Source organism: Pseudorhodoferax aquiterrae, assembly GCF_014652235.1.
GTDB classification, from domain to species: domain Bacteria; phylum Pseudomonadota; class Gammaproteobacteria; order Burkholderiales; family Burkholderiaceae_C; genus Pseudorhodoferax; species Pseudorhodoferax aquiterrae.
In genome coordinates this window covers 1-25,107 of record NZ_BMYK01000002.1, presented here as the reverse complement: position 1 = coordinate 25,107, position 25,107 = coordinate 1, and the positions used below count along the sequence as shown (strand labels likewise).

At 71.1% G+C, this 25,107-nt stretch carries 23 protein-coding genes; 6 read left to right on the top strand and 17 right to left on the bottom strand.

The annotated features are described in order from the left end of the window. Window position 1: 1 nt before the first annotated feature. From IE209_RS02800 to IE209_RS02790, 3 genes are all read right to left on the bottom strand, one after another. Entirely contained in the window at window positions 2-778 is a 777-nt protein-coding gene (locus IE209_RS02800) for an ABC transporter substrate-binding protein (RefSeq protein WP_189685518.1), read from the bottom strand. A gap of 231 nt (window positions 779-1,009) precedes the next feature. Beyond that, window positions 1,010-4,063: an FAD-binding and (Fe-S)-binding domain-containing protein gene (locus tag IE209_RS02795; RefSeq protein WP_189685517.1), complete on the bottom strand. Its 3,054-nt coding sequence runs from the start codon at window positions 4,061-4,063 to the stop codon at window positions 1,010-1,012. 12 nt (window positions 4,064-4,075) lie between these two features. Further along, window positions 4,076-4,771: a GntR family transcriptional regulator gene (locus IE209_RS02790; protein ID WP_189685516.1), complete on the bottom strand. Its 696-nt coding sequence runs from the start codon at window positions 4,769-4,771 to the stop codon at window positions 4,076-4,078. A 126-nt stretch (window positions 4,772-4,897) separates the two neighbouring features. Between IE209_RS02790 and IE209_RS02785 the strand changes: the two genes are divergently transcribed. After that, a complete protein-coding gene (locus tag IE209_RS02785) occupies window positions 4,898-6,139 on the top strand; it encodes a pyridoxal-phosphate-dependent aminotransferase family protein (RefSeq protein ID WP_189685515.1) in 1,242 nt (413 codons plus the stop codon). 37 nt (window positions 6,140-6,176) lie between these two features. Continuing rightward, window positions 6,177-7,154 (top strand): Bug family tripartite tricarboxylate transporter substrate binding protein, encoded by a 978-nt coding sequence (locus IE209_RS02780; RefSeq protein WP_189685514.1) that lies wholly within the window; start codon window positions 6,177-6,179, stop codon window positions 7,152-7,154. On the opposite strand, the gene lhpI is transcribed toward IE209_RS02780, so the two are convergent. Genes lhpI through IE209_RS02765 form a run of 3 tightly spaced genes read right to left on the bottom strand, consistent with a single transcriptional unit; the run spans window position 7,138 to window position 10,137 of the window. After that, complete coding sequence (gene lhpI / locus IE209_RS02775; protein WP_189685513.1) at window positions 7,138-8,070, bottom strand: bifunctional Delta(1)-pyrroline-2-carboxylate/Delta(1)-piperideine-2-carboxylate reductase; 933 nt, start codon at window positions 8,068-8,070, stop codon at window positions 7,138-7,140. The genes IE209_RS02780 and lhpI overlap by 17 nt on opposite strands. Continuing rightward, on the bottom strand, window positions 8,067-9,662 hold the full coding sequence (locus IE209_RS02770; RefSeq protein ID WP_189685512.1) for an MFS transporter: 1,596 nt from the start codon (window positions 9,660-9,662) through the stop codon (window positions 8,067-8,069). Before IE209_RS02770 ends, lhpI begins: the two co-directional genes overlap by 4 nt. 52 nt (window positions 9,663-9,714) lie before the next feature. Continuing rightward, window positions 9,715-10,137 (bottom strand): hypothetical protein, encoded by a 423-nt coding sequence (locus tag IE209_RS02765; RefSeq protein WP_189685511.1) that lies wholly within the window; start codon window positions 10,135-10,137, stop codon window positions 9,715-9,717. A gap of 133 nt (window positions 10,138-10,270) precedes the next feature. On the opposite strand from IE209_RS02765, the gene IE209_RS02760 reads away from it, so the two are divergent. Next, complete coding sequence (locus IE209_RS02760; protein ID WP_189685510.1) at window positions 10,271-11,095, top strand: helix-turn-helix domain-containing protein; 825 nt, start codon at window positions 10,271-10,273, stop codon at window positions 11,093-11,095. Here the strand turns inward: IE209_RS02760 and IE209_RS02755 are convergent, their stop codons facing one another. The 8 genes from IE209_RS02755 to IE209_RS02720 all read right to left on the bottom strand — a co-directional run bounded on the left by IE209_RS02755 (window position 11,096) and on the right by IE209_RS02720 (window position 18,310). Further along, window positions 11,096-11,533 (bottom strand): type II toxin-antitoxin system VapC family toxin, encoded by a 438-nt coding sequence (locus IE209_RS02755; protein ID WP_189685509.1) that lies wholly within the window; start codon window positions 11,531-11,533, stop codon window positions 11,096-11,098. Then, entirely contained in the window at window positions 11,530-11,820 is a 291-nt protein-coding gene (locus IE209_RS02750) for a FitA-like ribbon-helix-helix domain-containing protein (RefSeq protein WP_189685508.1), read from the bottom strand. The genes IE209_RS02755 and IE209_RS02750 overlap by 4 nt, the downstream gene beginning before the upstream one ends. A gap of 72 nt (window positions 11,821-11,892) precedes the next feature. Beyond that, window positions 11,893-13,311: an efflux transporter outer membrane subunit gene (locus IE209_RS02745; RefSeq protein ID WP_189685507.1), complete on the bottom strand. Its 1,419-nt coding sequence runs from the start codon at window positions 13,309-13,311 to the stop codon at window positions 11,893-11,895. Window positions 13,312-13,313: 2 nt separating this feature from the next. Continuing rightward, the gene (locus tag IE209_RS02740) at window positions 13,314-14,216 is read right to left on the bottom strand and encodes an efflux RND transporter periplasmic adaptor subunit (RefSeq protein WP_189685506.1); all 903 of its coding nucleotides are present in this window, start codon (window positions 14,214-14,216) and stop codon (window positions 13,314-13,316) included. Next, window positions 14,213-14,431, bottom strand: a complete 219-nt coding sequence (locus tag IE209_RS02735) for a DUF1656 domain-containing protein (RefSeq protein WP_189685505.1) — start codon at window positions 14,429-14,431, stop codon at window positions 14,213-14,215. The genes IE209_RS02740 and IE209_RS02735 overlap by 4 nt, the downstream gene beginning before the upstream one ends. Next, window positions 14,428-16,476: an FUSC family protein gene (locus tag IE209_RS02730; RefSeq protein WP_189685504.1), complete on the bottom strand. Its 2,049-nt coding sequence runs from the start codon at window positions 16,474-16,476 to the stop codon at window positions 14,428-14,430. The genes IE209_RS02735 and IE209_RS02730 overlap by 4 nt, the downstream gene beginning before the upstream one ends. Beyond that, window positions 16,473-16,958 (bottom strand): MarR family winged helix-turn-helix transcriptional regulator, encoded by a 486-nt coding sequence (locus IE209_RS02725; protein WP_373305286.1) that lies wholly within the window; start codon window positions 16,956-16,958, stop codon window positions 16,473-16,475. The genes IE209_RS02730 and IE209_RS02725 overlap by 4 nt, the downstream gene beginning before the upstream one ends. A gap of 284 nt (window positions 16,959-17,242) precedes the next feature. Next, window positions 17,243-18,310, bottom strand: a complete 1,068-nt coding sequence (locus IE209_RS02720) for a type II asparaginase (protein ID WP_189685503.1) — start codon at window positions 18,308-18,310, stop codon at window positions 17,243-17,245. Between the two features lie 197 nt (window positions 18,311-18,507). Here IE209_RS02720 and IE209_RS02715 point away from each other — a divergent pair, with 197 nt between their 5' ends. Together IE209_RS02715 and IE209_RS02710 are read left to right on the top strand one after the other, a co-directional pair. Then, window positions 18,508-19,428, top strand: a complete 921-nt coding sequence (locus IE209_RS02715; RefSeq protein ID WP_189685502.1) for a heme-dependent oxidative N-demethylase subunit alpha family protein — start codon at window positions 18,508-18,510, stop codon at window positions 19,426-19,428. 222 nt (window positions 19,429-19,650) lie between these two features. Continuing rightward, a complete protein-coding gene (locus tag IE209_RS02710; RefSeq protein ID WP_189685501.1) occupies window positions 19,651-22,032 on the top strand; it encodes a glucose/quinate/shikimate family membrane-bound PQQ-dependent dehydrogenase in 2,382 nt (793 codons plus the stop codon). A 3-nt stretch (window positions 22,033-22,035) separates the two neighbouring features. On the opposite strand, the gene IE209_RS02705 is transcribed toward IE209_RS02710, so the two are convergent. Further along, window positions 22,036-22,263, bottom strand: coding sequence for a hypothetical protein (locus tag IE209_RS02705; RefSeq protein WP_189685500.1), 228 nt, complete (start codon window positions 22,261-22,263; stop codon window positions 22,036-22,038). An 83-nt stretch (window positions 22,264-22,346) separates the two neighbouring features. On the opposite strand from IE209_RS02705, the gene IE209_RS02700 reads away from it, so the two are divergent. Continuing rightward, a complete protein-coding gene (locus tag IE209_RS02700; protein ID WP_189685499.1) occupies window positions 22,347-22,646 on the top strand; it encodes a DUF6172 family protein in 300 nt (99 codons plus the stop codon). Window positions 22,647-22,649: 3 nt separating this feature from the next. Here the strand turns inward: IE209_RS02700 and gbd are convergent, their stop codons facing one another. Beyond that, complete coding sequence (gene gbd / locus IE209_RS02695) at window positions 22,650-23,786, bottom strand: 4-hydroxybutyrate dehydrogenase (RefSeq protein ID WP_189685498.1); 1,137 nt, start codon at window positions 23,784-23,786, stop codon at window positions 22,650-22,652. Between the two features lie 95 nt (window positions 23,787-23,881). Further along, window positions 23,882-24,922 (bottom strand): VWA domain-containing protein, encoded by a 1,041-nt coding sequence (locus IE209_RS02690; RefSeq protein ID WP_229882666.1) that lies wholly within the window; start codon window positions 24,920-24,922, stop codon window positions 23,882-23,884. Between the last annotated feature and the right edge of the window lie 185 nt (window positions 24,923-25,107).

Sequence of the window (25,107 nt, the reverse complement as noted above, 5' to 3'; positions counted from 1 at the left end):
CCTACTTGCAGCGCACGTCTTCGCCGAAGTACCTGGTCGACAGGGCGGCGTAGCTTCCATCGGCCATGACTTCGGCCAGCGCCTTGTTGTAGCCGGCGGCCAGCGTGCTGTTGCCCTTGGCCACCGCCGCGGCGATCTGCTCGATGAACACCATGTCGCCCACCTTGAGCCCCGCATTGGGCGCGCTGGCGAAGGACTGCTTGACCACGAAGCGGTCGCTGACCCAGGCGTCGACGCGGCCGCTCAGCAGCGCGGAGCGCGCGTCCGTGTCCTTCGGGAAGTTCTTCACCTCCTTGATGCCGGGCAGCTTCTTCACGCTTTCGAGGTAGGTGGTGCCCGTCTGCACGGCGACCACCTTGCCGGCCAGGTCGGCACCGGTCCGGATCGCCGCATCCATGGCCACCACCTGGCCGCCCGAGCAGTAGTGCGGACGCGTGAAGGTCACCGCCTTGGCGCGCTCCTCGGTGATGCCGTGCGAGGCGATCACGAGATCCCAGCGGTCCTGGCGCAGGCCGGCCAGCAGCGCGTCGAAGCCCAGGGCCTTCCATTCGACCGCCAGGCCCATCTTCTTGGCCACCAGCTCGGCCAGTTCGACCTCGAAGCCGCTGAGCTTGGTGCCCTGGAAGAAGTTGAACGGTGCGAACTGCCCCTCGGTCGCGATGATGATCTTGCCGTCCTTCTGAACCTCTTCGAGCGTGCGGGCCTGCGCCGCCAGCGTGGCGGACAGGGCGGCTGCCACCAGCAGCGCGCGGCGCAGCCATCGGACGATGTTCTTCATTCTTGTGTTCCTTGCTGGGTAAACCCGGGTCCCGGTGGAAAAAGCCAGTGTCTCGTCTGGCTGGGTGCATGCCGTGGACCAGCCTGCGGCTGGACGCGGCGATCATCAGAGAAAACCGCGCCGGTTTTCAAACTGTTGCAAATGTTTTCAATCTTCCAATGCAGAAGATTTGCATGCAATGCATGGCGCGGCATGAGACAAATCTGCGCGCCGCCCGGGGGGCGGCCTGGCTCAGGCGGGCCCGGCGAGCAGGCGGTCCAGCAGCACGGCCACGTGCACGGCCTCGCGCTGCGCGCCGTCGGCGATCTGGTGCCGGCAACTCGTGCCGTCGGCCACGACGATGGCGTCGGGATGTTTGCGTACGGCCGGCAGCAGGCTGGCCTCGGCCATCTGCATGGACACGGCGTAGTGTGCGGCCTCGTAGCCGAAGCTGCCGGCCATGCCGCAGCAGCTGCTCTCGATGAGTTCGGGTTGGGCGCCCGGGATCAGCTTGAGCACCTCCAGGATGGGTGTGACGGCGCCGAAGGCCTTCTGGTGGCAGTGGCCGTGCAGCAGGATGGGCTGGCCGGCGGGCCGCAGGGCGAGGGCGAAGCGGCCGGCCTTGGCCTCGCGCGCGGCGAACTCCTCGAACAGCAGGGCCTGCTGCGCGACGCGCTCGGCCTTCTCGCCCAGGCCCATGACCAAAGTCTCGTCGCGCAGCGTGAGCAGGCAGGACGGCTCCAGGCCCACGATGGCGATGCCGGCCTGGGCGAACGGCAGCAAGGCCTCGATCAGCGCGGAGACCTTCGCGCGGGCCTCGTCCACCATGCCGCTGGCCAGGTAGGTGCGGCCGCAGCAGTGGTGGCCGCTGGCCTTCTCGACCGTGTGCAGCACGTAGCCTGCGGCACGCAACACGCGCGCAGCGGCCAGTGCGTTCTCGGTCTCGAAGTTGCCATTGAAGGTGTCGACGAACAGCACGGCCGCCTTCTGGCCGGCCTGGGCCGCGGAGAGCGTGGCTGCGCGGCTGGCGAACAGACGTTCGTCGCGCGCGCGCCAGAAGGTGTCGCTGCGCCAGGCCGGCAGCGAGCGCCTGGCCGACAGCCCCAGCGCCTTCTCGCCCAGCCAGGCCGCCCCCGGTACGCGGTTGCGCAGGTTCATGAGCCAGGGCATCTTGCTGGCCAGGTGCGCATAGTCGGGCAGGCGCGCGATCAGCTTGTCCTTGAGCGTGTGGCCGTGCTTCTTCTTGTAGTGCGCCAGGAACTCGATCTTCATCTTGGCCATGTCCACGCCGGTCGGACAGTCGCGCTTGCAGCCCTTGCAGCCCACGCACAGGTCCATGGTGGCGTGCAGCTCCTCGCTGGCCAGCGCATCGGGGCCCAACTGGCCCGAGAGCGCCAGGCGCAAGGTGTTGGCCCGGCCGCGCGTCAGGTGCTGCTCGTCGCGCGTCACGCGGTAGCTCGGGCACATGGTGCCGGCGTCGAACTTCCGGCAGTGGCCGTTGTTGTTGCACATCTCCACGGCCTTGGCGAAGCCGCCCGTGCTGTCGCCGCCGGTGCCGGGCGGCGTCGTGAGCTCGGTGACCGGGTCGGCCTGCACGTTCCAGGCCGACCAGTCGAGCACGGGCTTCAGTTCGATGCGCTTGTAGGGCCGCGGTGATGCGGGCGGCGCGAAGCGCAGCAGCGCCGGGTCGTCCATCCTGGGCGGATCGATGATCTTGCCGGGATTCAGCAGGTTGATCGGATCCAGGTGCTGCTTGATGCTGCGGAACGCGGCGTTGATGGCCGGGCCGAACTGCCACTCGATCCACTCTCCACGGCACAGGCCGTCGCCATGCTCGCCGCTGAAGGCGCCCTTGTACTTGCGCACGAGCGCGCTGGCCTCTTCGGCGATCGCGCGCATCTTGGCGCCCCCATCGGTGCGCATGTCCAGGATGGGCCGCACATGCAGCGTGCCGACCGAGGCGTGCGCATACCAGGTGCCGCGGCTGCCGTACTTGGCGAAGACCTCGGTCAGTGCATCGGTGTACTCGGCCAGGTGCTCGAGGGGCACGGCGCAATCCTCGATGAAGCTCACGGGTTTGCCGTCGCCCTTGAGGCTCATCATGATGTTCAGGCCCGCCTTGCGCACCTCCCAGAGGTTTTTCTGCGCGGCCTCGTCGGGCATCTGCACCACGCTGCCGGGCAGGCCGAGGTCGCCCATCAGCGCCACCAGCTGGCGCAACTGCGGCAGCAGCGCCGCCTTCTCGGCCCCGGCGAATTCCACGAGCAGGATGGCGGCCGGCCGGCCGATCAGCGCGGTCTCCACCGTGGGGCGGAAGGCGGGGTTGGACAGCGCCAGCTCGATCATGGTGCGGTCCACCAGCTCCACCGCCGTGGGGCCGAGCTTCACGATGTGCTGGGCCGCGTCCATGGCCGCGTGGAAGCTCGTGAAGTTCACGATGCCCAGCACCTTGGCGCGCGGCAGCTCGGCCAGCTGCAGCGTGAGGCTGCGCGTGACGGCCAGCGTGCCTTCGGAGCCGACCAAGAGGTGCGCGAGGTTGACGCTGCCGTCGCTGGTGTAGGGCTTCTCGCTCTGGTTGTAGAAGATGTCCAGGTTGTAGCCGGCCACGCGGCGCATGACCTTGGGCCAGCGCGCGGCGATCTCGGCGCTGTGCTGTGCCGCGAGCCTGCGCACGTGGTCGGCGATCGCGGACCCGCGGCCACCGAGCCCGGCCACCGGCCCGAAGCGGACCAGTTCGCCATCGGACAGCCAGGCCTGCGCACCGAGCACGTTGTGCACCATGTTGCCGTAGGCGATGGAACGCGAGCCGCAGGAGTTGTTGCCGGCCATTCCGCCCAATGTGGCCTGGGCGCTGGTCGACACGTCCACGGGGTACCACAGTCCGTGCGGCTTGAGCTGCGTGTTGAGGTGGTCCAGCACCAGACCGGGCTCCACGGTGGCGGTGCGGGCCTCCACATCGATGTCCAGCACGCGGCGCAGGTGCTTGGTGTGGTCGATGACCAGTGCCGCGCCCGTGGTCTGGCCGCACTGGCTGGTGCCGCCGCCGCGTGCGAGCACGGGCACCTTGAGATCACGCGCGATGTCGATGGCCAGGGCCACGTCGCGTTCGGTCCTGGGCACCAGCACGCCCACCGGCATGATCTGGTAGATGGAGGCGTCGGTCGCGTAGCGGCCGCGCGAACCCGCGTCGAACAGCACCTCGCCCTCGGTCTCCGTGCGCAGCCGGCGCGCCAGCGCCTCGCAGGTTTCGTTGGGGGGCAGCACGGTGCCGGCCGGGAGCAGGGCGCTTGCGGGTTCGATGTGCATGGTGGGATGTCTCTAGTTTTTTCTGGAGGCGGCGGCCGGGTAGACCTCGCCGGCACGCAGCAAGGCGAGCACGGTGTCGCGCTTGAGCAGCACGTGGGCCACGAGCACCTCGCGCAGCGCCGCGCCGTCGCGCGCCTGCAGCGCCTGGACCATCTGCTCGTGCTCCTGCACGGCGTGCTGCCACTTGGCCTCGTCCTGGTTGGTGCGAAAGCGCAGCGACTGCACGCGCGCGTTGATCGCGCGGTAGGTGTTGGCCAGCACCGGGTTGCGCGCAGCGGCGTTGATGGCGGTGTGGATCAGCGCGTTGAGCCGGTAGTAGCCCGACAGGTCGCGCCGCGCATGGCAGGCCAGCATCTCGTAGTGCAGCGCGCGCAGTTCGGCCAGCTCGGCATCGGTGATGCGCTGCGCCGCCAGTTCGCCGGATTGGCCCTCCAGCATGGCCAGCACCTCGAAGGTGTTGAGCACGTCGGCCTCGGTCAGCTTGACGGCCGCGGCGCCGCGGTTGGGCAGCAGGTCCACGAGGCCCTCGGCCGCCAGCAGCTTGATGGCCTCGCGCAGCGGCGTGCGCGAGACGCGCAGCTGCTCGCAGAGCTCGCGTTCGTTGAGCTTGGCGCCGGGCGCGATGCGGCCCTCCACCAGCATGGTGCGCAGCCGCGCGGCGACCTGGTCGTGCAGCGCGAGGCGGGAGATTTCGATGATGTCGGCCATGCGTTTCCTCTGACGGATGGATTTTGCATTCAAAAAATGTGCGTGAGATGCGAAAGAGGATAGGGTTATCCATGCCCTCATATTGTTTTTTGAATGCAAAAATTTGCCGACCACCAAGGACCTGCCATGCTCCAGCTCGACATCCATCCCACCGGCCGCCATTTCCTGCAGATCCCGGGGCCCAGCCCGGTGCCCGACCGCATCCTGCGGGCCATGAGCCTGCCCACCATCGACCACCGCGGGCCGGAGTTCGGCCAGCTGGGCCTCAAGGTGCTCTCCGGCGTCCAGCAGATCTTTCAGACGAAGCACCCCGTGGTGATCTACCCCGCCTCGGGCACCGGTGCGTGGGAGGCCGCGCTGCTCAACACGCTGAGCCCAGGCGACCAGGTGCTGATGTACGAGACCGGCCACTTTGCCAGCCTGTGGAACAAGATGGCCACCAAGCTCGGCATCGCCACCGAGTTCCTGGCCTGGGAGGGGCGCGACGAACACCTGCCGAACGCCGGCAGCTGGCGCCGCGGCGTGCAGGCCGACCTCATCGAGGCACGCTTGCGCAAGGACACCGAGAAAAAGATCAAGGCCGTGTGCGTGGTGCACAACGAGACTTCCACGGGCGTGACCTCGGACATCGCATCGGTGCGCCAGGCCATCGACGCGGCCGGCCACCCGGCGCTGCTGATGGTCGACAGCATCTCGGGCCTGGCCAGCGCCGACTACCGGCACGACGAATGGGGCGTGGACGTGACCGTCAGCGGCTCGCAGAAGGGCCTCATGCTGCCGCCCGGCATCAGCTTCAACGCCTTGTCGCCGCGCGCGCTGGAGGCGTCGAAGGCGGCCAGGCTGCCGCGCGCCTTCTTCGATTGGGCCGATATCGTCGAGATGAACAAGACCGGCTACTGGCCCTACACGCCCAGCACCAATTTGCTGTACGGCCTCTCGGAAGCGCTGGACATGGTGCTGGGCGAGGGCCTGGAGAACGTGTTCGCACGCCACCAACGCTGGGCCGCCGGCGTGCGCGCGGGCGTCAACGCCTGGGGCCTGCCGATCCAGTGCGCCGACCCGGCCGTCTACTCGCCCGTGCTGACCGGCGTGATCACGCCCGAGGGCGTGGACGCCGACGCGCTGCGCAAGCTGATCCACGAACGCTTCGACCTCTCGCTGGGCACGGGCCTCGGCAAGCTCAAGGGCCGCATGTTCCGCATGGGCCACCTGGGCGACAGCAACGACCTGACGCTGGTGGCCATGGTGGCCGGCGTCGAGATGGGCCTGAAGCTCGCCGGCGTGAAGCTGGCCGGCAGCGGCGTGCAGGCCACCATGGACCACTTCGCCCGCCATCCGGCCCCCCTGCCGCGCAAGAACGCCGCCTGAAGCGTCCACGGCATCCCGACACCACCGGAGACAAGCGATGAAAAGACGTTCCCTGATCCAGGCCGTGGGCGCCGCAGCGGCCTCGCTCGGCGCCCCCTCCCTGTTCGCGCAGGACTGGCCCTCGGGCCCGGTCCGCATCGTCGTGGGCTTTCCGCCCGGCGGCGGCACCGACGCGCTGGCCCGCGTGGTGGCGCAAAAGCTCACGGCCCTGTGGGGCCAGTCGGTCATCGTGGAGAACAAGCCCGGCGTGGCCGGCGTGCTGGCGGCCGAATACGTGGCGCAGCAGCCCAGCGACGGCAGCACGCTGCTGATGGCCCACATCAACAGCCATGCGCTGGCGCCCAGCCTGCAGCCCAAGCTGCGCTACGACGTGCAGCGCGACTTCGTGCCCATCGTGATGGTGGGCGTGACGCCCAACCTGCTGATCGCCGGCCCGGGCCAGAAGGCCACGGCGCTCAAGGACATCGTGGCGCTGTGCAAGGCCGAACCCGGCAAGGTCAGCTTCGGCTCGGCCGGCGCCGGCTCGGCCCAGCACCTGGCGCTGGAGATGTTCAAGCTGCAGGGCGGTCTGGACGCCATGCACGTGCCCTACAAGGGCAGCGGCCCGCTGCTGGCCGACCTCATGGGCAACCAGATCCAGTACAGCTTCGAGACCATGACGGCCGCCACGCCGCATGTGAAGAGCGGCAAGGTGGTGGCCGTGGCGCAGACGCGCACGCGCCGCGCCAAGGGCCACCCCGGTGTGCCGACCATGCAGGAGCAGGGCTTCGAGGGCTTCGAGGCCACCACCTGGTATGGCCTGGTCGGCCCCGGCAAGCTGCCCACGCCGATCGCCGACAAGGTCAACCGCGACGTCAACACCGTGCTGGCCATGCCCGACGTGCAGGAGCGGCTGGACACCTACGGCGCGGAAGACGGCGGCGGCACGCGCGAGAAGTTCACGCAGTTCATCGCCAGCGAGACCGCCAAGTGGGGCAAGGTGGTGCGCGAGGGCAAGGTCAAGGTCGACGCGTAGCCTCGGCCTCGAAGACGGCAACCGCCGCTGCGAGGTCTTCGAGGGCTGTGCCGACGGCCTTGAACACGGTGCGCTCGGCCTCCGAGCTACGGCCCCGGGCGGCGCCCGTCACGAGATCGGAAAGCGTGCCGCGCACGTCCTCGGCGCGGACCACGCCGCGCGCGAGCGGGCCCAGCAGGTCGCCGCTTTTCTGCAGTGCCTCGGCGGTGTCGACCCACAGCCCGGCGCCCGCGAAGCAGGCGTCGTCGGCCTCGCACATCTGGGGCGAGAAGCTGCCGATCAGGTCCAGGTGGCTGCCCGGCGCGAGCCAGGCGCCCTGCACCACGGGCGCGGTGGCCAGCGTGGCGCAGCTCACGATGTCGGCGCTCGCGCAGGCGGTGGCCAGGTCGTGCGCGGCCAGCGCGTCGAAGCCATCCTCGCGCAGGCGGGCGGCCAGCGCCGTGGCCTGCGGCGCCGAGCGCGCCCAGACCGTCACGCGGCGGATGGTCCGCACGGCCGCGAAGGCCGTAGGCAGCAGCCGCGCGAGCCGGCCCGCGCCGACCACGAGCAGGTGCTGCGCATCCTCACGCGCGAGGTAGGACGCGGCCAGTGCCGAGGCCGCCACCGTGCGGCGCGCCGTGATCGCGTCGCCGTCGAGCAGGGCCAGCGGCACGCCCGTGGCCGCGTCGTGCAGCAGGTAGCTCGCATGCAGGCCGGGAAGGCCCAGCGCGGCATTGCCGGGCGCGATGTTGATGACCTTCACGCCGTAGTGGCGCGCGGTCCAGGCCGGCATGATCAACGAGGTGAAGCGATCCTCGACCGCGTGGGTGTGGCGCAGCGGCACCTGGCAGGGCGTGGCGAAGGCCTGGCGCAGCGTGGCGATCAGGTGGGGGAAGGGCAGGGCCGCATGCACGGCGCCCGCGTCGATGAACCTCATGCTTCGGCCAGGTAGTGCTTCATCTCCACCGCCTCGCCGGGCAGCACGAAGGCGCGCACCTGGGCTTCCAGTTCGTGGTCGGCCTGCGTGTGGCGCGCGCGCTGGTGCAGGTAGTCGGCCCAGGAGCTCACGATGAAGCGCTCCACGTAGCGCGAGGGGTCGGCCAGGTCGCGGTAGACGCGCCAGAAGGTCGCGCCATCGCGCTTGCGGTGGGCGCGCAGCAGGCTGGTGGCCTCCAGGAAGGCGCTGGCGTCTTCGGCGCGGATGCGGTAGCCGATCTCGATGGCCACGGGCCCGGCCTCGGGCGCGGGCTCCTTGGACACGTAGAGCTCGTCCCAGGGCGTGGTCTGCGTGACCTCCTGGGCCTCGCCCATGCGCAGCGGAAACGGCTTGCCCAGCAGCAGGCCCGCGGCCATGGCGGCCGCGGCCACGACCAGCGTGAAGGTCAGGCCTGCGATGTCGGCCATGGCGCCCCAGAAGGCCGAGCCCAGCGCGAACGAGCCCAGCGCGCACAGCGTGTGCATGGCCACCGCGCGCGAGCGCACCCAGGGCGGCACGCTGGTCTGCGTCGCGGTGTTGAAGGTGGACATCACCGCCATCCAGGCCGCGCCGCCGGCCACGAGCGCGAGGTAGACCAGGGCCGGCCAGGGCGCGAAGGCCGCGATCAGGTTGACCACGGCGTAGACCACGCAGCCGATGGCGACCAGCTTTTCCAGACCCACGCGGTGGCGCAGCTGGCCCACGACCAGGCCGATCAGCACGGCGCCCGTGCCCAGGCAGCCCATCAGCATGCCGTAGCCCGTGGCGCCCAGGCCCAGCTTCTGCGCGCCGATGGTGGGCAGCAGCGCCCACAGCGCCGAGCCCGCGCCGCTGTAGGCCACGGTGCGCACCAGCTGGGCCAGCACGGTTTGCGAATGCCAGGCGAAGCGCAGCGCGGCCATCATGCCGCCCCACAGCCGCTCGGCCGGCAGCCGCGAGGGTGGATGCGGCTTGGGCGGGTAGCGGCGGATCGCGAGCGCCATGACCACCACGGCGACGACCGCCAGCGCGAAGTTCCAGGCGCCTCCGACGGCCGTGAAGACCAGGCCGGCCAGGGCCGGGCCGACCGCGCGCGCCGCGTTGTAGGCGATGGACACGCAGGTGATGGCCTGGGGCAGATCGGCGCGCGTGACCGAATCGGCGATGGTGGAGTTCCAGGCCGGCGACAGCAGCGCCGTGCAGCAGCCGGCCACGAAGATCATGAACAGCAGCGTGCCGGGCCCCCCGATGCCGGCCAGCAGCAGCACGGCCATCAGCGTGCCGGCGACGGCCTGCACCACCAGGGCCGTAAGGATCAGGCGGCGGCGGTCCGTGATGTCGGCCAGCACACCGGCCGGCAGCGACAGCAGGAACATGGGCAGGAACACGGCCGTCTGGACCAGGGCGGCGAGGAAGGACGAGCCGGTCAGCTCCACCATCATCCAGGCGCCGGCCATGGTCTGCATGGCGTTGCCGATGAAGTAGATGCCGCCGCTGCTCCACAGGGCGCGGAACTGTGGGTAGCGCAGCGTGGCCCAGATCGACGGGTTATGGGGCAGGGGCGTGGCGCTCATGGCGAGCCATTGTGCCCATTCGACTCCCCTGCCCCAGGGGAGGGGTACCGGTTCAGGCCGACGTGGCGAGGCCGGCGCGCGGCTGGCGCGTGGCGCGCAGGCCCATCCATTGCGCCTCGGCCAGCAGCACCACGGTCACGGCCTGGGCAACGACCCAGGCCGTGCCCAGCGCCGTGACCGCGAACAGCCCGCTGGCCAGCAGCGCGGCGCAGGCCGCGGCCCAGCCGAAGTTGCCGATGGCCACCAGGCCGATCAGCGTGCGCGGCGGCGCAGCGCGTCGGGCCATCGCGGCGGCCGCCGCGGCATAGGCCAGCAGGAACAGGCCGGTGGAGAGCAGCAGGCCGCCGGGCAGGCCGGTGAGCCGGGCCAGCGCGTCGGTGAAGCCGACCTGCAGGACGCCCGTGGCGGCGCAGGAGAGGGCGTCGACCCACATCACGCGGGACAGGAAACGGGGCGAGGCGAAGAACGAGGACATGGCGGGACTCCGTGGTGTTGCACGCCCTGGAACCATTCCCTGGCGTTGGAGCGCATGGTTCCGCAGCCCGCGCTGCGAAGCCATGACCTCGCAGGTCATGGCCGCGCTCGGCCCTGGCGCCAGAATCGGTGCCATGTCCAGCCCTGCCCACTCCCTGCGCCAGCCCGGCGCCCGCGACCCGTTCGGCCTGCACCTGCGCCACTGGCGCCAGCGCCGGCGCATGAGCCAGCTGGACCTGGCCAACGAGGCCGAGATCTCCACGCGCCACCTGAGCTACGTGGAGACCGGCCGCGCCACGCCCAGCCGCGAGATGGTGCTGCGCCTGGCCGAGCGGCTGGAGGTGCCGTTGCGCGAGCGCAATGCGCTGCTGGTGGCGGCCGGTTTCGCGCCCATGTACCGCCAGCGCGGGCTGGACGACCCGGCACTGGCCGCGGCGCGCCGCGCCGTGGACCTCGTGCTCAAGGGGCACGAACCCTATCCCGCATTGGCGGTGGACCGGCACTGGCAGCTGGTTGCGGCCAATGCCATCGTGCCCTTGCTGATGGCGGGCGCGGCGCCCGAGCTGCTGCAGCCGCCCGTCAATGTGCTGCGCCTGTCGCTGCATCCGCAGGGCCTGGCCAGCCGCATCGCCAACCTCGCGCAGTGGCGCGCCCACCTGCTGGAGCGGCTGCAACAGCAGATCGCGGCCACGGGCGATGCGGTGCTGCAGGCGCTGCACGACGAACTGGCGGCCTACCCGGTCGGCGATGCCGGCCACGCCGCAACGGCGGGCGGCGGCGAGTTGTCCAGCGTGGTCGTGCCGTTCCAGCTGCGCACCGATGCCGGCGTGCTGAGCTTCATCAGCACCACGACGATCTTCGGCACGCCGGTGGACGTGACCTTGCAGGAGTTGGCGGTGGAGTCGTTCTTTCCGGCCGATGCGGCGACGGCGCAGGCGCTCGCGGCGTTGAAAGCCTGATCAGTCCAGGCTGGCGAGGTGCGTCTGGGCGGCCGCGCCCAGCTTCGCGTCAAAGGTGGCGAGCGGCGCCTTGAGCTCTGCGGCCAGCCAGAGGTAGGCGGCGTCGTAAGCGCTGAGCTGGTAGCGGACTGCGAGGTCCAGTACCAGCGCCGGCGGAACGGTGTGCAGCGTGATCCGCAGTTGGCCGAAGGCAGCCAAGCCGTCCTGCACCATCTCCGCGTGCCCCTGCCTGTGCTTCTTGAGTGCCACGCTCGCAATCTCGAGGTTCAGAAGGTGTGGCGCATGCAGTGTCCGGCCATCCATGGCGACCTGCGCCTGCGCTTTCCACGCTTCCTGGAATACCCGGCCGGCCACCACGCTGCAGTCCACCACGAGTGGCGGTTGCACAAGGTAATGGGCTGGTGGCTCCGCCACGTAGGGCGGTGGTGGCGCGCTCACCGGGCGTCCCGCTCCGCCCGGATGATGTCAACGCCCAGCGGGACGCCGGTGACAGGGGTCGGGTACTTGGCGTCCAGTTCGGCCCCGATCTGGGCGACCGTCTTCCATCCCTGGACATGACCGGTCGGCATTGCCGTACGCAGCGTGGCTGCTGGTGTGGTGCCCATCACGGCGGCCTCCAGAATGGCCATCAGCTCGCCCTGCAACGAGCGGTGGTTGCCCGCAGCACGCTGGCGCAGTGCTTCGGCCCAGGCGTCGGGCACGTCCTTGATGGAAAGATTTGGCATACGGCTCCAAAACGGATGTGATCCATTTTGGAGCCGCCAGCGGCTGTCGTCAAATGGCCCGAGACTGACCGCTCACCACCCCCCGCCCAACGCCAGGAACACACCGATCTGGTCGTCCGCCAGCTGCGCATCCGAAGCCGCGAGCGCCGCTTCGCTGGCCGCCATCACGCGCTCGGCGTCCAAGGCGTCGAGGTAGCCGGTCTTGCCGTTCTGGTAGAGCTGGCGCGCCTGCGCTGCCACGCTCGCGCTGTCGTCGCGCGCGGCCTGCAGGGCCGCATGGCGGTCGAGCTCGCGCGCGTAGACCACGAGGGCCGTCTCGGTCTCGCGCAGCGCCGTCAGCACGGTGCCGTCGAAGCGGGCCAGGGCCGCACGCGTGCCGGCCTCGGCCTGGGCGATGCGGGCCTGGGCCACGCCGGTGTTGGGCACGGTCCAGGAAATCAGCGGGCCCAGGCTCCAGCTGAAGGTGTCGCCGCGCGCGAAGCCCGAGGCCGCGCCGACCGAGCCGGCCGACAGGCCCAGCGTGACCTTGGGGTACAGGTCGCCGATGGCCACGCCGATGCGCACCGTGGCCTCGGCCAGCGCGCGCTCGGCCTGGCGGATGTCGGGCCGGCGCCGCAGCAGGGCGGCGCCGTCACCCACCGGGATCGCGCCTGCCACCTGCGGCGGCGTCTCGCAGCTGGCCACATCCTTGGGGACGTCCTGCGGCAAGGCGCCCGTCAGCGTGGCGAGCCGGTACAGCGCGCCCTGGCGCTCGGCCTGCAGCGGCGGCAAGGCCGCGTTCAACTGCTGCAGCTGGGCGCGGGCGCGCGCGGCGTCGATGCTGCCGGCGCGGCCGGCTTGCTGCAGCCGCTCGGTCACGCCGAGCGCCTCGCGTTGCAGTTCCACCGACTTGCGCGCGGCCTGCAGCCGCAAGCCGCTGGTGCAGGCCTGGGCGTAGGCCCGGGCCGTGGCGGCGGCCACGTTCACGCGCACGAGGTCCACGGCGGCCTGTGCGCCGGCCGTGCCGGCCTCGGCCGCCTCGACCGCGCGGCGGATCTGGCCCACCCAGTCGACCTGGTAGGACAGCGCGGCATTGGCGCTGTAGTGCACGGCGTTGGGCGGAACATGGTCCTTCTGCAGCAGCGACAGGCCCGAGACGTGGCCGTAGGAGGGGCCGCCGCGGAGGCCGATGGCGGGCTTGGTGGCGCCGCCGACTTCCATCTCGACGGCCTGCATGCGCTCCAGGTTGGCCACGGCCTGGCGCAGGTCGGTGTTGTGCGTGAGCGCCTGGCCCACCAGCCGGTCGACTACGGGGTCGTGCCACAGCCGCCACCAGTCCTGCGGCAGCGGCTCGGCCGAGAACGGCGCGGCCTGGGCGCCCGCGAAGGGCAGGGCCGCGGCAGGCTGGCTGGCCAGCGCCTCGGGCGGCTGGTGGTAGTCGGGGCCGACCGGGGCCGTGCTGCAGGCGGCCAGGGCCAGAGCGAGCGCGAGCGGGGTGAGTTGGCGCAGCATGCTCAGCTCCTGGGCGCCGCGGCGGCCTCGACCACCTGCACCGTCACGGTCTGGCCGGCCACCAGGCGCGTGCCCTCGGGCAGCGGGTCCAGCCGCACGCGCACCGGCACGCGCTGGGCCAGGCGCACCCAGTTGAAGGTGGGCGTCACGCTGGGCAGCAGGTTGGCGCTGGTGGAGCGGTCGCGGTCGGCGATGCCGGCCGACAGGCTCTCCACCGTGCCGCCCAGCACGCCGCCGCTCATGGGCGTCACGCGCACGCGGTCGCCGATGTGAATGCGCGGCAGCTTGGTCTCTTCGAAGTAGCCCTCGACATAGAGTGAGGCCGCATCGACCAGCGCCAGCGCCGGCCGGCCGGCCGTGGCGTAGCTGCCCTGGCGCAGGTCCAGGTTGGTGACCAGGCCGCCGACCGGGGCCCGCACCTCGGCGCGCGAGAGGTTCAGCTGCGCGGTGTCGCGCGTGACGGTGGCCTGCGCCACGCCGGCCTGGGCCTGCTCGACGCGCATGCGGGTCTGCTCGCGCACCTCCTGCGAGACCAGGTTGCCGAGCGCCTGGTTGCGCGCGTCCTCGCGCCGGGCCTGCGACAGCGCGACCTGCTGCGCGCCCAGCGCCGCCTGGGCCTGGCGCAGCGCGAGCAGAAAGCGCGCACGGTCGACTTCGAACAGCAGCGTGCCGCTGGCCACGGCCTGGTTGTCGGCGACCGGCACGGCCGTGACCAGGCCGGAGACGTCGGGCGCGATCTGCACGATGTTGGCGCGCACGCGGCCGTCGCGCGTCCAGGGCGCGACCTCGTAGTGGTCCCACAGCCGCAGGCCCGCCCAGATGGCGGCAGCCGTCACGAGCAGGGTCAGCAGCACGCGGGCGCTGCCCACGGTCCAGGGGTGCTTGAAGAAGGAGGCGGTTTTCATGGTGAACCTGTTTGCAGGAGGTAAGCGGCGTGGCTGAGCCCGTAGAGCAGCAGTACGTAGAGCGCGACGTCGAACAGCGCCGGATGCCAGATGTGGCGGTACAGGCCGGTGGCGGCCAGGAGGCGCCGCAGGCCCCACAGCACGCCCAGCGCGCCGAGTGCCAGCGGCATCAGCCAGGGCATGTACAGGCCGTAGAAACTCAGCTCGCCGATCATGGTGTGGCTCCTTGCGCCAGGGGCTGTGCGCCCGGGAAGAGGTTGCGCCGCAGGCCGACCAGCGCGGCCACGGCGGCGCGCCATTCGGATGCGGGATGCGACGCGGGGTGCGGCGCGGCCAGCGTGGCCTGCAGCGTGTCGTCGAGCACCGGCAGCAGCGCGGCGGGCACGGGTTTGGCCGGGCCGCGGCTGCGCGCGTCGAAGAAGCCCGCGATGCCGCCCAGCAGCTGGGCCGTCGCCGAGGCAGGCAGGTGGGCACGGGCCTGCTGCAGCGTGACGATGTCCTTGCCCACGCGCAGGTCGCGCAGCGCATCGTTGGTGGTGGCGTCCTTGCGGCCGTCGGCGGTGGTGATGCGCAGCGCCAGGAGGCCGATGCGGTCCAGCACGCGCACCGTGTAGCCATCGTCTTGCGGCGCGCGCGGCGCAGCGGCCATCTCGCCGAGCTCGCGCCAGATCGCGCGCTGGATGCGGCGCGCGCTCCAGTCGGTGCCGACCGAGCGCATCAGGCCGGTAACGCGCGCTGCGGCCACGGCGCCCAGCGTCTGGGCCAGCGTGGCGTTCAGGAAGCCCACGATGTCGGCGTTGCCGGTGTCGTGCATGGCCAGCGTGCCGCCCAGCCCGCCCATCAGCATGGCCATGGCGGCCAGGAAGGTGGCCGGGCGCGCCATGTAGCAGCCCAGCACCAGGAAGGCCGGCGCGCAGATCAGCACCAGCATGCCGAAGTCCTGCACCAGCGGCATCAGCACCAGCACATACAGCGCCGACAGCGGGATGGACCACAGCGTGAACTTCAGGAAAGCGTTGATCGCGGGCGCCGGGTCGTCCATGGTCGCGAAGAAGCAGCACAGCACCGCGGACATCATGGTCGCTACCGCGCCCGAGGGCCAGCCGGTCAGGATCCAGAAGGCGCTGCACAGGCACACCACCAGCACCGCAGCCGTGCCCGACCACAGCGCCATGCCCACGTCGCGGTGCAGCACGCGGTGGCCCAGCGCCTGGTGGCGTGCGGGTGCCGCGCCCTTGAGGCCGGCATCGATCTCCTGGCGCAGCGCGGTGCAGGCGGCCCAGCCGTCCACCAGCTCGCCCAGGCGGCAGGCCAGGGCGATGCGCAGGGCGTGTTGCCAGTCGCTGGCCGGGGCGTCTGCCAGGGCGTCGATGGCTGGGCGCAGCAGCGCGGGCGGGGTCGCATGGGGGGCCTGCAGCCAGGTGCCGATGCGCGCCAGCAGCGCCGTCACGTCGGCGGGCAGCGCACCCGCGTCCTGCTCCAGCGCCTGCAGCCGGTCTTCCACGGCCGACAGCAGCGGCGTGAGCGCGGCCACGCGGTCCTGCATCGCGCCGATGGCGCCGGCGGTCCAGCGCAAATGGGTGGTGTCGAAGGGCACATGGGTCGACAGCAGGCGCAACTGCGTGATGTCGGCCGCGAGCCGGCGCCGGTCCAGGTCCAGCGACTGACCGTTGCCCTGGCCGTCCAGGCGCAGCAGGTCCGCCAGCCAGCGCCGCGCGTCGCGCAGCGTGTTGTCCAGCAGGCCCAGCACGCTGGGCGCCAGGCTCTGCGGCAGCACGATGCTGTGCACCAGCGTCGCGCAGACGATGCCGATCCAGATCTCCTCCACGCGCAGCGTCGCCGTGTCGAACAGGGTTTGCGGCGTCTCCACCGAGGGAAAGCCGATCAGCGCGGCGGTGTAGCCGGCCAGCATGAACACGTAGGAGGCCGGCGAGCGGTCCAGCAGCGAGAAGAACAGACAGGTGCCGACCCACAGTGCCAGTGCCAGCGTCAGCAGCTCGGGCGCCGAGGACAGCGCAGGCACCAGCAGCAGCGTGGCCGTGCAGCCCAGCAGTGTGCCCAGGAAGCGGTAAATGGCCTTGGAGCGCACCGCGCCGGCCAGCGGATTGGCGACCACGTAGGCCGTCAGCAGCGCCCAGAACGGGCGCGGCAGGCCGGCCCTGCTGGCGCAGTACATGGCCAGCATGGCGGCGCCGAAGCTTTTCAGCGAGAACACGAATTCCCCGCGCGTGAAGCGCGGCAGCGCGGGCACGAAGGTCATGGCGCGGACCGGTGGGTGGAGGCGGGCGCGCGGCTGGGCATCACGCAGCCCAGGCGCTGCTCCAGCGTGGCGAACACGCGCAGGCAGGCGGCCACGTCCTCGTCGGGCACACCCTCGAACAGGCTGGCCCGCAGGTCGTGCAAGGTGGCCTCGATCTGGGCGCGCGCGGTGGCGCCGGCCGGGGTCAGGTGCAGGGTCTTGGCGCGGCGGTCGGCCGGGTCCTCGCGGCGTTGCGCGAGGCCGGCGGCCACCAGCTGGTCGAGCGAGCGCACCAGCGAGGCCGCCTCGATGCCCAGCAACTCGGCCAGCTGGACCTGGCGCACGCCGTCGCCCTGGCGGCCGATCATCACGAGCGGCCAGGCCATGGTGGCCGAGACCCCGTGGTGGGCCACGGCCTTGTCGGCCGTGGACTTGTAGGCCCGCTGCAGCACCGACAGCAGCATCGTGGTCGCCATCAGCGCGGTCTCGCGCTCGGGCGGCAGGCTGGGTGCTTGGTTCGACATATCGTTAGCGCTCTATTAATTAGCTTGCTAACAATTGTACGGGTTTACCCTTGACTTTGCAGGGCGGCCCGTGAACAGGGGGCGCGGCAGACCAAGGTGTGGGCCGTTCCGAGCAGATCGACCCGGCTGGCACGCCGCTGTTCTGGAGGCCGCGGAGCAGGCCATGCCAGTGCACCCGCGGGGCCGGCTCTGCCGGACCGCCGGGTGCGCCCCTGGAGGGGGATGGGCCGGCTACACGCAGTGAGCCGGCCAAACGGGGTGGTTCAATATTCCCAGAACACGCGCTGCAGGTCGGCCGTGCTCAGCGGCTTGCTCAGCGCGACCATGGCCAGGATGCGGGCCTTCTGCGGGTTCAGGTCGTGCGCGACCACCCAGTCGTACTTGTCGTCGGGCTGCTCGGCGTTGCGCAGCACGAAGCCGCCGGTGTTCACGCGCGAGGAGCGGATCACCTGCACGCCGTCGGCACGCAGCTTCTGCAGCGCGGGCACCACGCGGTCGGCGACCGAGCCGTTGCCGGTGCCGGCGTGGATGATGGCCTTGGCACCCTTGCCGATGGTCTCGACCGTGGACGCCGGCACGTTGCCGTAGCCGTAGGCGATGTCGACCTGCGGCAGCGCCGTGATCTCGTCGATGTTGAACTCCGACTGCGTGGTGTGGCGCTTGACCGGCGCGCGGAACCAGTAGTTCTTGCCCTCCACGATCATGCCCAGCGGGCCCCACTGGCTCTTGAAGGCCTCGGTCTTGATGTTGATGGCCTTGGCCACGTCGCGGCCGCTCTGGATCTCGTCGTTCATCGTGACCAGCACGCCCTTGCCCTTGGCGTCCTTGCTCGCGGCCACGTTGACGGCGTCGAACAGGTTCAGCGCGCCGTCGGCCGACAGCGCCGTGCCCGGGCGCATGGAGCCGACCACCACGATGGGCTTGTCGGTGCGCACCACGAGGTTCAGGAAGTAGGCGGTCTCCTCCAGCGTGTCGGTGCCGTGCGTCACCACGATGCCGTCCACGTCGGACTGCTTGGCCAGGGCCGAGACACGCCTGGCCAGCACCAGCAGGTTGTCGTTGGTGAAGCTTTCCGAGGCGATCTGGAAGGTCTGCTCGCCCTTGACGTTGGCGACCTTGGAGATCTCGGGCAGGCCGGCGATCAGTTTGTCCACGGGCACCTTGGCCGCGGCGTAGGTGGCGCTGTTGGCGGCCGAGGCGCCGGCGCCGGCGATGGTGCCGCCGGTGGCGAGGATCACCACATTGGGCAACTGCTGGGCCTGGGCGATGGCGCTGGCCGCGAGCAGGGCTGCGCCGGCCGCGAAGGCGCGGATGCGGGAGGGGAAGTACATGCGGAAAACTCCTGGAATGTTGGCTTTTGTCGCCCGGCCGGGCGTGACGCGCCGCCATGGTTTGGTGCATGGCGCCGCGGGGCCGGCCAGGGCGCGGCGGAAGATACAGGAAGCGTGCCCGCTTGGCCTTGCTGTGACATGCCGTCTCCGCATGGCGTGATGCGGGGCGGTGGCATGGCTTCTGCGAGCATGGCGGCATGCCCTTCGATTTCGATGCCGCCGTGCAGGCGCCTTTCCGCATGCAGCCCGGGCTGCGCCGGCTGGCGGCCGGCGCCGCGCAGTTGAGCCCGGTGCGTCCTGGCAGTGCGCACTGGAACGCCAAGCTGGCTGTGCTGTCGGCGCGCGCGCCGCAGGCCTTGTGCGCCGCCCGCGGCTTCGATGCGGCGCCGGCCTTGCAGGCGCTGTGCAGCCATGCCGCCGCCGAGCATCCGGCGGCCTGGAGTTGGGACGGCGCGCGCGCCCAGGCGCACGCGCTGGGCCTGGCCGTGGCGGATGGCGCGGTGCAGGCCCTCGGTGCCAGCGCCGACGCACGGTCCCTGGCCTGCCTGCAGGCGCTGTCGCCCGGCTGGCGCCTGGCCGGCCTCCTGAGTCTGGCCTTCGCCGAGGACTTCGCGGTGCTGGACAGCGCCAGCACGGCCATCCCCTGGCTGGCCGTGGCCCTGCCTTCGCATTGGGCGCCCGAGCAGAAGGTCGGCCGCCCGTTCGCCGACGTGCATGCGCCGGTGGCCGACAACGCGCTGCTGCTGCAGGCCGCCCAGGGGCTGGCCCGGCTCGTGGCCGGGCCGGACCGCTGGGAGCGCTTCGTGTGGACGGTCACGCCGCACGGCGCGCTGGCGGCGCATCCCGCGCATCCGCCGGCAGGGAGTTGGGACGGCCAGCCCCTGGACGCGGCCTGGTGGCGCACCGAACGCCAAACCTTCCTTCCCGTGCCGGACGCGGCGCAGGCCGTGTTCACGATCCTGGTCGAGGTGCAGCCCCTGTCCGAGGCCATCGACATCCCGGCCCGCGCGGCGCGCCTGCATGCGGCCGTCGCCAGCATGAGCGCGCCGGTGCTGGCCTACCGAGGCCTGGCCGGTGTGCGGGGCCGTTTGCTGGCGTGGCTGGCCGCCCGCTGCTGAAGGGCAAGGAGGCCGTGCGGGAGAACAGGCGGCCCCGCCCCAGGGGCGCCTCCGACGCCCGGCCAGGGCCGGCTGCACGCGCTGCGCGGCACCGCCGTCCCTGCTGCCGAGGCGGTCTCCATCGGTGTAAGTAAGGGTTAACCCTCGGTTTTGCGACAATGCCGGGCTCGCCGCAGTGCGCGCAAAGCGCCGCTGCACGACTTGCAAGCACCCCGATTCCCGATGACAGACACCGAACAACAAGCCCGGGCCCGCCGCTGGCCCCTCGTCGCGCTGGGCGCGCTCACGCTCCTCATGGGCGCTTTCCTGGCCGTCGGCGGCGGCTGGCTGGCCATGCTGGGTGGCAGCTGGTACTTCGTGCTGGCCGGCATCGCCTTGCTGGCCAGCGGTTTCCTGGTCGTGCGCGGCAACCCGGCCGGCGCCTGGCTGTTCGCGCTGGTGCTGCTGGCCACGGCCTTCTGGGCGCTGGCGGACGTGGGCCTGCGCTTTTGGCCGCTGGTCTCGCGCCTGATGGCCTTGGGCGTGCTGGGCCTGCTGATGGCGCTGGCCTATCCGGCCCTGGTCCGCGCGTCCGGTGGCAAGCCCGGCAAAGGCGCCTATGGCGTGGCGGTCCTGCTGCTGGCGGCCCTGGTGGCCGCGGGCGGCTATGCCTTCGTGCCCGCGCCCGTGGTCGCCGCGCGGAACCCCGGCCAGCCGGCCACGCCGGTGGCGCCCGGCAGCGCGCAGAAGGACTGGCTGCACTGGGGCAACACCACGGCCGGCAGCCGCTTCGCCGCGCTGGAGCAGATCACGCGCGCCAACGTGGGCCAGCTGCAGGTGGCCTGGACGGCCCACACCGGCGACATCCCGCAGAGCACCGGCTCGGGTGCCGAAGACCAGAACACGCCGCTGCAGGTGGGCGACACGGTCTACGTCTGCACCGCCTACGGCCGTGTGCTGGCGCTGGACGCCGACACCGGCGCCGAGCGCTGGAAGTTCGACCCGCAGGCCAAGGCGCCCAACTGGCAGCGCTGCCGCGGCCTGGGCTACTTCGACCAGGATGCCGAAGCGCCCGTGGCCACTGCGCAGCCGGCCGCCGCCTGTCGCCAGCGCCTGTTCCTGCCCACGCTGGACGCGCGCCTCATCGCGATCGACGCCAGGACCGGCCAGCCCTGTGCCGACTTCGGCACGAACGGCACGGTCGACCTGTCGGTCGGCATGGGCGAGATCCCGTTCGGCTGGTACCAGCAGACCTCCACGCCGCTGGTCGCGGGCCGGCTCGTGGTCGTGGGCGGCCGCGTGGCCGACAACTGGTCGGTGGACGAGCCGCCCGGCGTGGTGCGCGCCTTCGACGCCGTCACGGGCCAACTGGCCTGGGCCTGGGATTCGGGCAACCCCGCCATCACCAAGCTGCCGCCCGAAGGCCAGACCTACACGCGCGGTTCGCCCAACGTCTGGGCCGCCATGTCCTACGACGCCAAGCTCGGCCTGGTCTACCTGCCCACGGGCAACGCCACGCCCGACTTCTGGGGTGCGCACCGCACGCCCGAGGAGGAGAAGTACAGCTCCTCCATCGTCGCGCTCGACGCCGCCACGGGCCGCGTGCGCTGGCACTTCCAGACCACGCACCACGACCTGTGGGACTTCGACCTGCCGTCGCAGCCGCTGCTGGTCGACGTGCCCAACGCCCAGGGCGGCACCGACCCCGCGCTGGTGCAGACCACCAAGCAGGGCGAGATCTTCATGCTGAACCGCGAAACCGGCGTGCCGCTGGCCGAGGTGCAGGAAAAGCCGGTGCCCCAGGGCAATCTGCCGGGCGAGCGCTATGCGCCCACGCAGCCGTTCTCGGTCGGCATGCCGTCGATTGGCAACACCACGCTCGTGGAGTCCGACATGTGGGGCGCCACCCCCTTCGACCAGCTGCTGTGCCGCATCCAGTTCAAGGGCATGCGCAGCGAAGGCGTCTACACGCCGCCGGGCCTGGACCACGCGCTGCAGATGCCGGGCTCGCTCGGCGGCATGAACTGGGGCAGCGTGTCGGTCGACCCGACGACCAGCACCATGTTCGTCAACGACATGCGCCTGGGCCTGGCCAACTACATGATCCCGCGCGAGAAGATGCCCAAGAACGCGAGCGGCATCGAGATGGGCGCCGTGCCGCAGGCCGGTACGCCCTATGGCGCGATGCGCCAGCGCTTCCTGTCGCAGCTGGGCATCCCGTGCCAGGCGCCGCCCTTCGGCACGATGTCGGCGATCGACCTCAAGAGCCGCCAGCTGCTCTGGCAGGTGCCGGTCGGCACGGTGCAGGACACCGGCCCGCTGGGCATCAAGATGCACCTGCCGATCCCGATCGGCATGCCCACGCTGGGCCCCTCGCTGGCCACGCAGTCCGGCCTGGTGTTCTTCGCCGGCACCCAGGACTACTACCTGCGCGCCTTCGACAGCGCCAGCGGCAAGGAAGTCTGGAAGGCCCGCCTGCCGGTCGGCAGCCAGGGCGGCCCGATGACCTATGTCTCGCCCAAGAGCGGCCGCCAGTACGTGCTGGTCACGGCCGGCGGTGCGCGCCAGTCGCCCGACCGCGGCGACTACGTGATCGCCTACGCGCTGCCACCAGCCGCCAGGTAAGGCTCAGGGCGCGCGGTGCAGCCGCGGCGCTGCCAGCAGCGCCAGGTTGTCCGTGATGGCCGCATCCACGTTCGGGTAGCGGCCCTGCATCTTGGACAGCTTCATGATGGTCTGCAGCGCCTGCAGATCCTTGAGCGTGGGGGCGACCTTGATCTGCGCGATCGCCGCGCTGGGGTTGCCGCCGTTGATCAAGGCCATCAGCTTGCTGGACCAGTCGTTCGCGCGTGCCATGTTCGTTCACCTGCTTCGTCAAAGGGCGCCGACTGTACGCGCTGTACGCGCAGTGCGCGCAGGCGCGCCGGTTAGGATCACCCATGAGAAAAACATATGCACTCCAGGTCGAGGGCAAGCACCCAGACCGCCTGCTCGACGCGATCAAGCACGACATCCGCAGGTACATCAAGCGCGAACGCCGCCGCGCACTGCCCGAAGGCATGGACTTCTGGGACTTCGACTGCCGCTTCGGCGCCGACGAAGCATCGTCCGGCATCGTGCACCTGTCGGACATCACCGGCCTCATCGACGGCGTGGCGAAGGAGGGCGGCCAGCAGTTCTACGTCGAGATCCTGGCCAGGCCCGCCAAGCGCCGGCCCAAGGCCGCGGCGCCGGATTGAACCCTACATCGCGCTCTCGAGCATGGCCCGGTAGTCCGCGCGCGAGGCCAGCCGCGGATTGGTCTTGTGGCAGTGGTCGGCCATGGCGCCGTCGATGATCTGCTCGAACAGCGCCGGCGTCACGCCGACCTCGGCCAGGCCCTTGGGCAGGCCCAGGCGGGCGTTCATGTCGCGGATCGCCTCGCCGATGTCGCCGGGCTGGTCCAGGTGCATGGCACGCGCCATGCGCTGCAGGCGCTGCTCCTTCTGCACCGATTCCGCACCCGCATTGAAGGCCACCACGGCCGGCAGGAACAGCGCGTTGAGCGTGCCGTGGTGCAGCCGCGGGTCCACACCGCCCAGGCTGTGCGAGAGGCTGTGCACGCAGCCCAGCCCCTTCTGGAAGGCCATGGCGCCCTGCATGGAGGCGCTCATGAGGTTGAGGCGGGCCTCGCGGTCGCTGCCGTCCTTGGTCGCCCGCTCGATGTGGGCCCAGGCCCGCTCCAGGCCGTCCAGCGCGATGCCGTCGGCCGGCGGGTTGAAGGCGGCCGACATGAAGGTCTCCATGCAGTGCGCGATGGCGTCCATGCCGGTCGCGGCCGTGAGCTTGGGCGGCAGGCCCAGCGTGAGCTCGGGGTCGCAGATGGCGGCCTTGGGCATCAGCGACCAGCTGTGGAAGCCCAGCTTGCGGTGGTCGTCCACGATGATGATGGCGCCGCGCGCCACCTCGCTGCCGGTGCCGCTGGTGGTCGGCACGGCGATCAGCGGCGCGGCCGCCTCGGTGATGCGCGGCGATCCGCCTTCGATGGTGGCGTAGTGCGTGAGCGGACCCTCGTGCGTGGCGGCGATGGCCACGCCTTTGGCGCAGTCGATCGACGAGCCGCCGCCCACGGCGATCAGGCCGTCGCACCGGCCCTTTTTGTACAGCGCGACGGCGGCGCGCACGGCGGCCTCGGTCGGGTTGGACGGCGTCTCGTCGAACACCGCGGCGGGCAGCGCGCCCAGTGCGTCCAGCGCCTTTTGCAGGATGCCGACGGCGCGCACGCCGGCGTCCGTGACGACCAACGGGCGCGTGATGCCGATGCGCTTGCACTCGTCGGCCAAGAGGCGGATCGCGCCGAACTCGAACTGGACTTGGGTCAGGTACTGGATCAGGGCCATGGGGTCTGCGTGGAGCGTGGAAGACCGGGCAATCTAGCAAGCCCCGCCGTTTCCGCGCATAGCGCCATCCCTTGGTCTGTCGTCCCGGCGACCTTTCAGGCGACCCGCTGGAACCAGAGCAGCGACAGCAGGGCCGCACCCGCCATCAGCAGCAGCGCGCCCAGCGCGAGCGGGCCGGCCAGTTCGGTCTCGCGCATCTGCACCTGCAGCCGCGCGCCCATCTTCTCGTAGACCTGCAGCAGGCTCTCGGCGCTGCCCGCACGGAAGTAGTCACCGTGGGTGATGCCGGTCACCTCGCGCAGCATGCCCTCGTCCAGCTGCAGCACGACGGACCAGTCGTCCTGGTCGGCGCCGGGCGTGTCCACGGTTCCGAGGCCCACCGCGTGGATGCGCACGCCGCGTGCGGCGGCCATGTCGGCGGCCTGCAGCGGGTGCACGCCGAAGTTGCTGCGCCCGTCGGTCAGCAGCACGATGGTGGCGGCCGGCCCGGCATCCGAGGTGGGCGGCCGCGGCACCGGCTTGGGCGTGGCGCGCGGCGCGTGCGCCGTCAGCGGCATGAAGACGGCCTCGCCCAGGTCCAGGGCCTCGTTCGGAAACAGTTCGGCCAGCGCCGCCACGATGCCGCTGCCCATGGCCGTGCCGTGCTGCAGGTGCAGCGCGTCGATGGCCGTGAGCAGCTTCTCGCGGCTGTAGGTCGGCGGCTGCACCACCTGGGCCGTGCCCGCGAAGCTGACCACGCCCACGCGGGCGCCGTCCGGCAGCTGGCGCACGAAGGCCTTGGCGGCCTCGCGCGCGGCATCCAGCCGGCTCGGCTTGATGTCGTCGGCCTGCATGCTCAGCGAAACGTCCACAGCCAGCATCACGGTCGCCTGTTCGGTCGGCAGCGGCAGCGCGGCCTGGGGCCGGGCCGCGGCGAACAGCAGCACGGCCAGCGCGGCGAGCAGCAGGGCCGGCGGCAGGTGGCGGCGCCAGAGGCGGCCGGGCTGCAGGGCCTGGCGCACCAGCGCCACATTGGCGTAGCGCAGAGCCGGCTGGCGCCGGCTGCGCAGCAGCCAGACGTAGCCCAGGACCAGCGCGGGGATGGTCCACATCAGCCACAGCAGCTGCGGCCAGAGGAAGTGCAGGGGCTGGATCATGGCGGGCTCCCAAGGGTTTACCCTAGGAACCAAGCAATAAGCTTGCCTGGCGACTGCTGGCGCGAATGCTGTCAGAAATGACACGTTCAAGGCGGTTCGATCCGTGCGTTCCATGAAAAAAGGGGGCCGGTGGCCAATGCCAGTCAGTTAAGCCCAGGCGAAGCTGATAGCGGCTACAAAGGGAA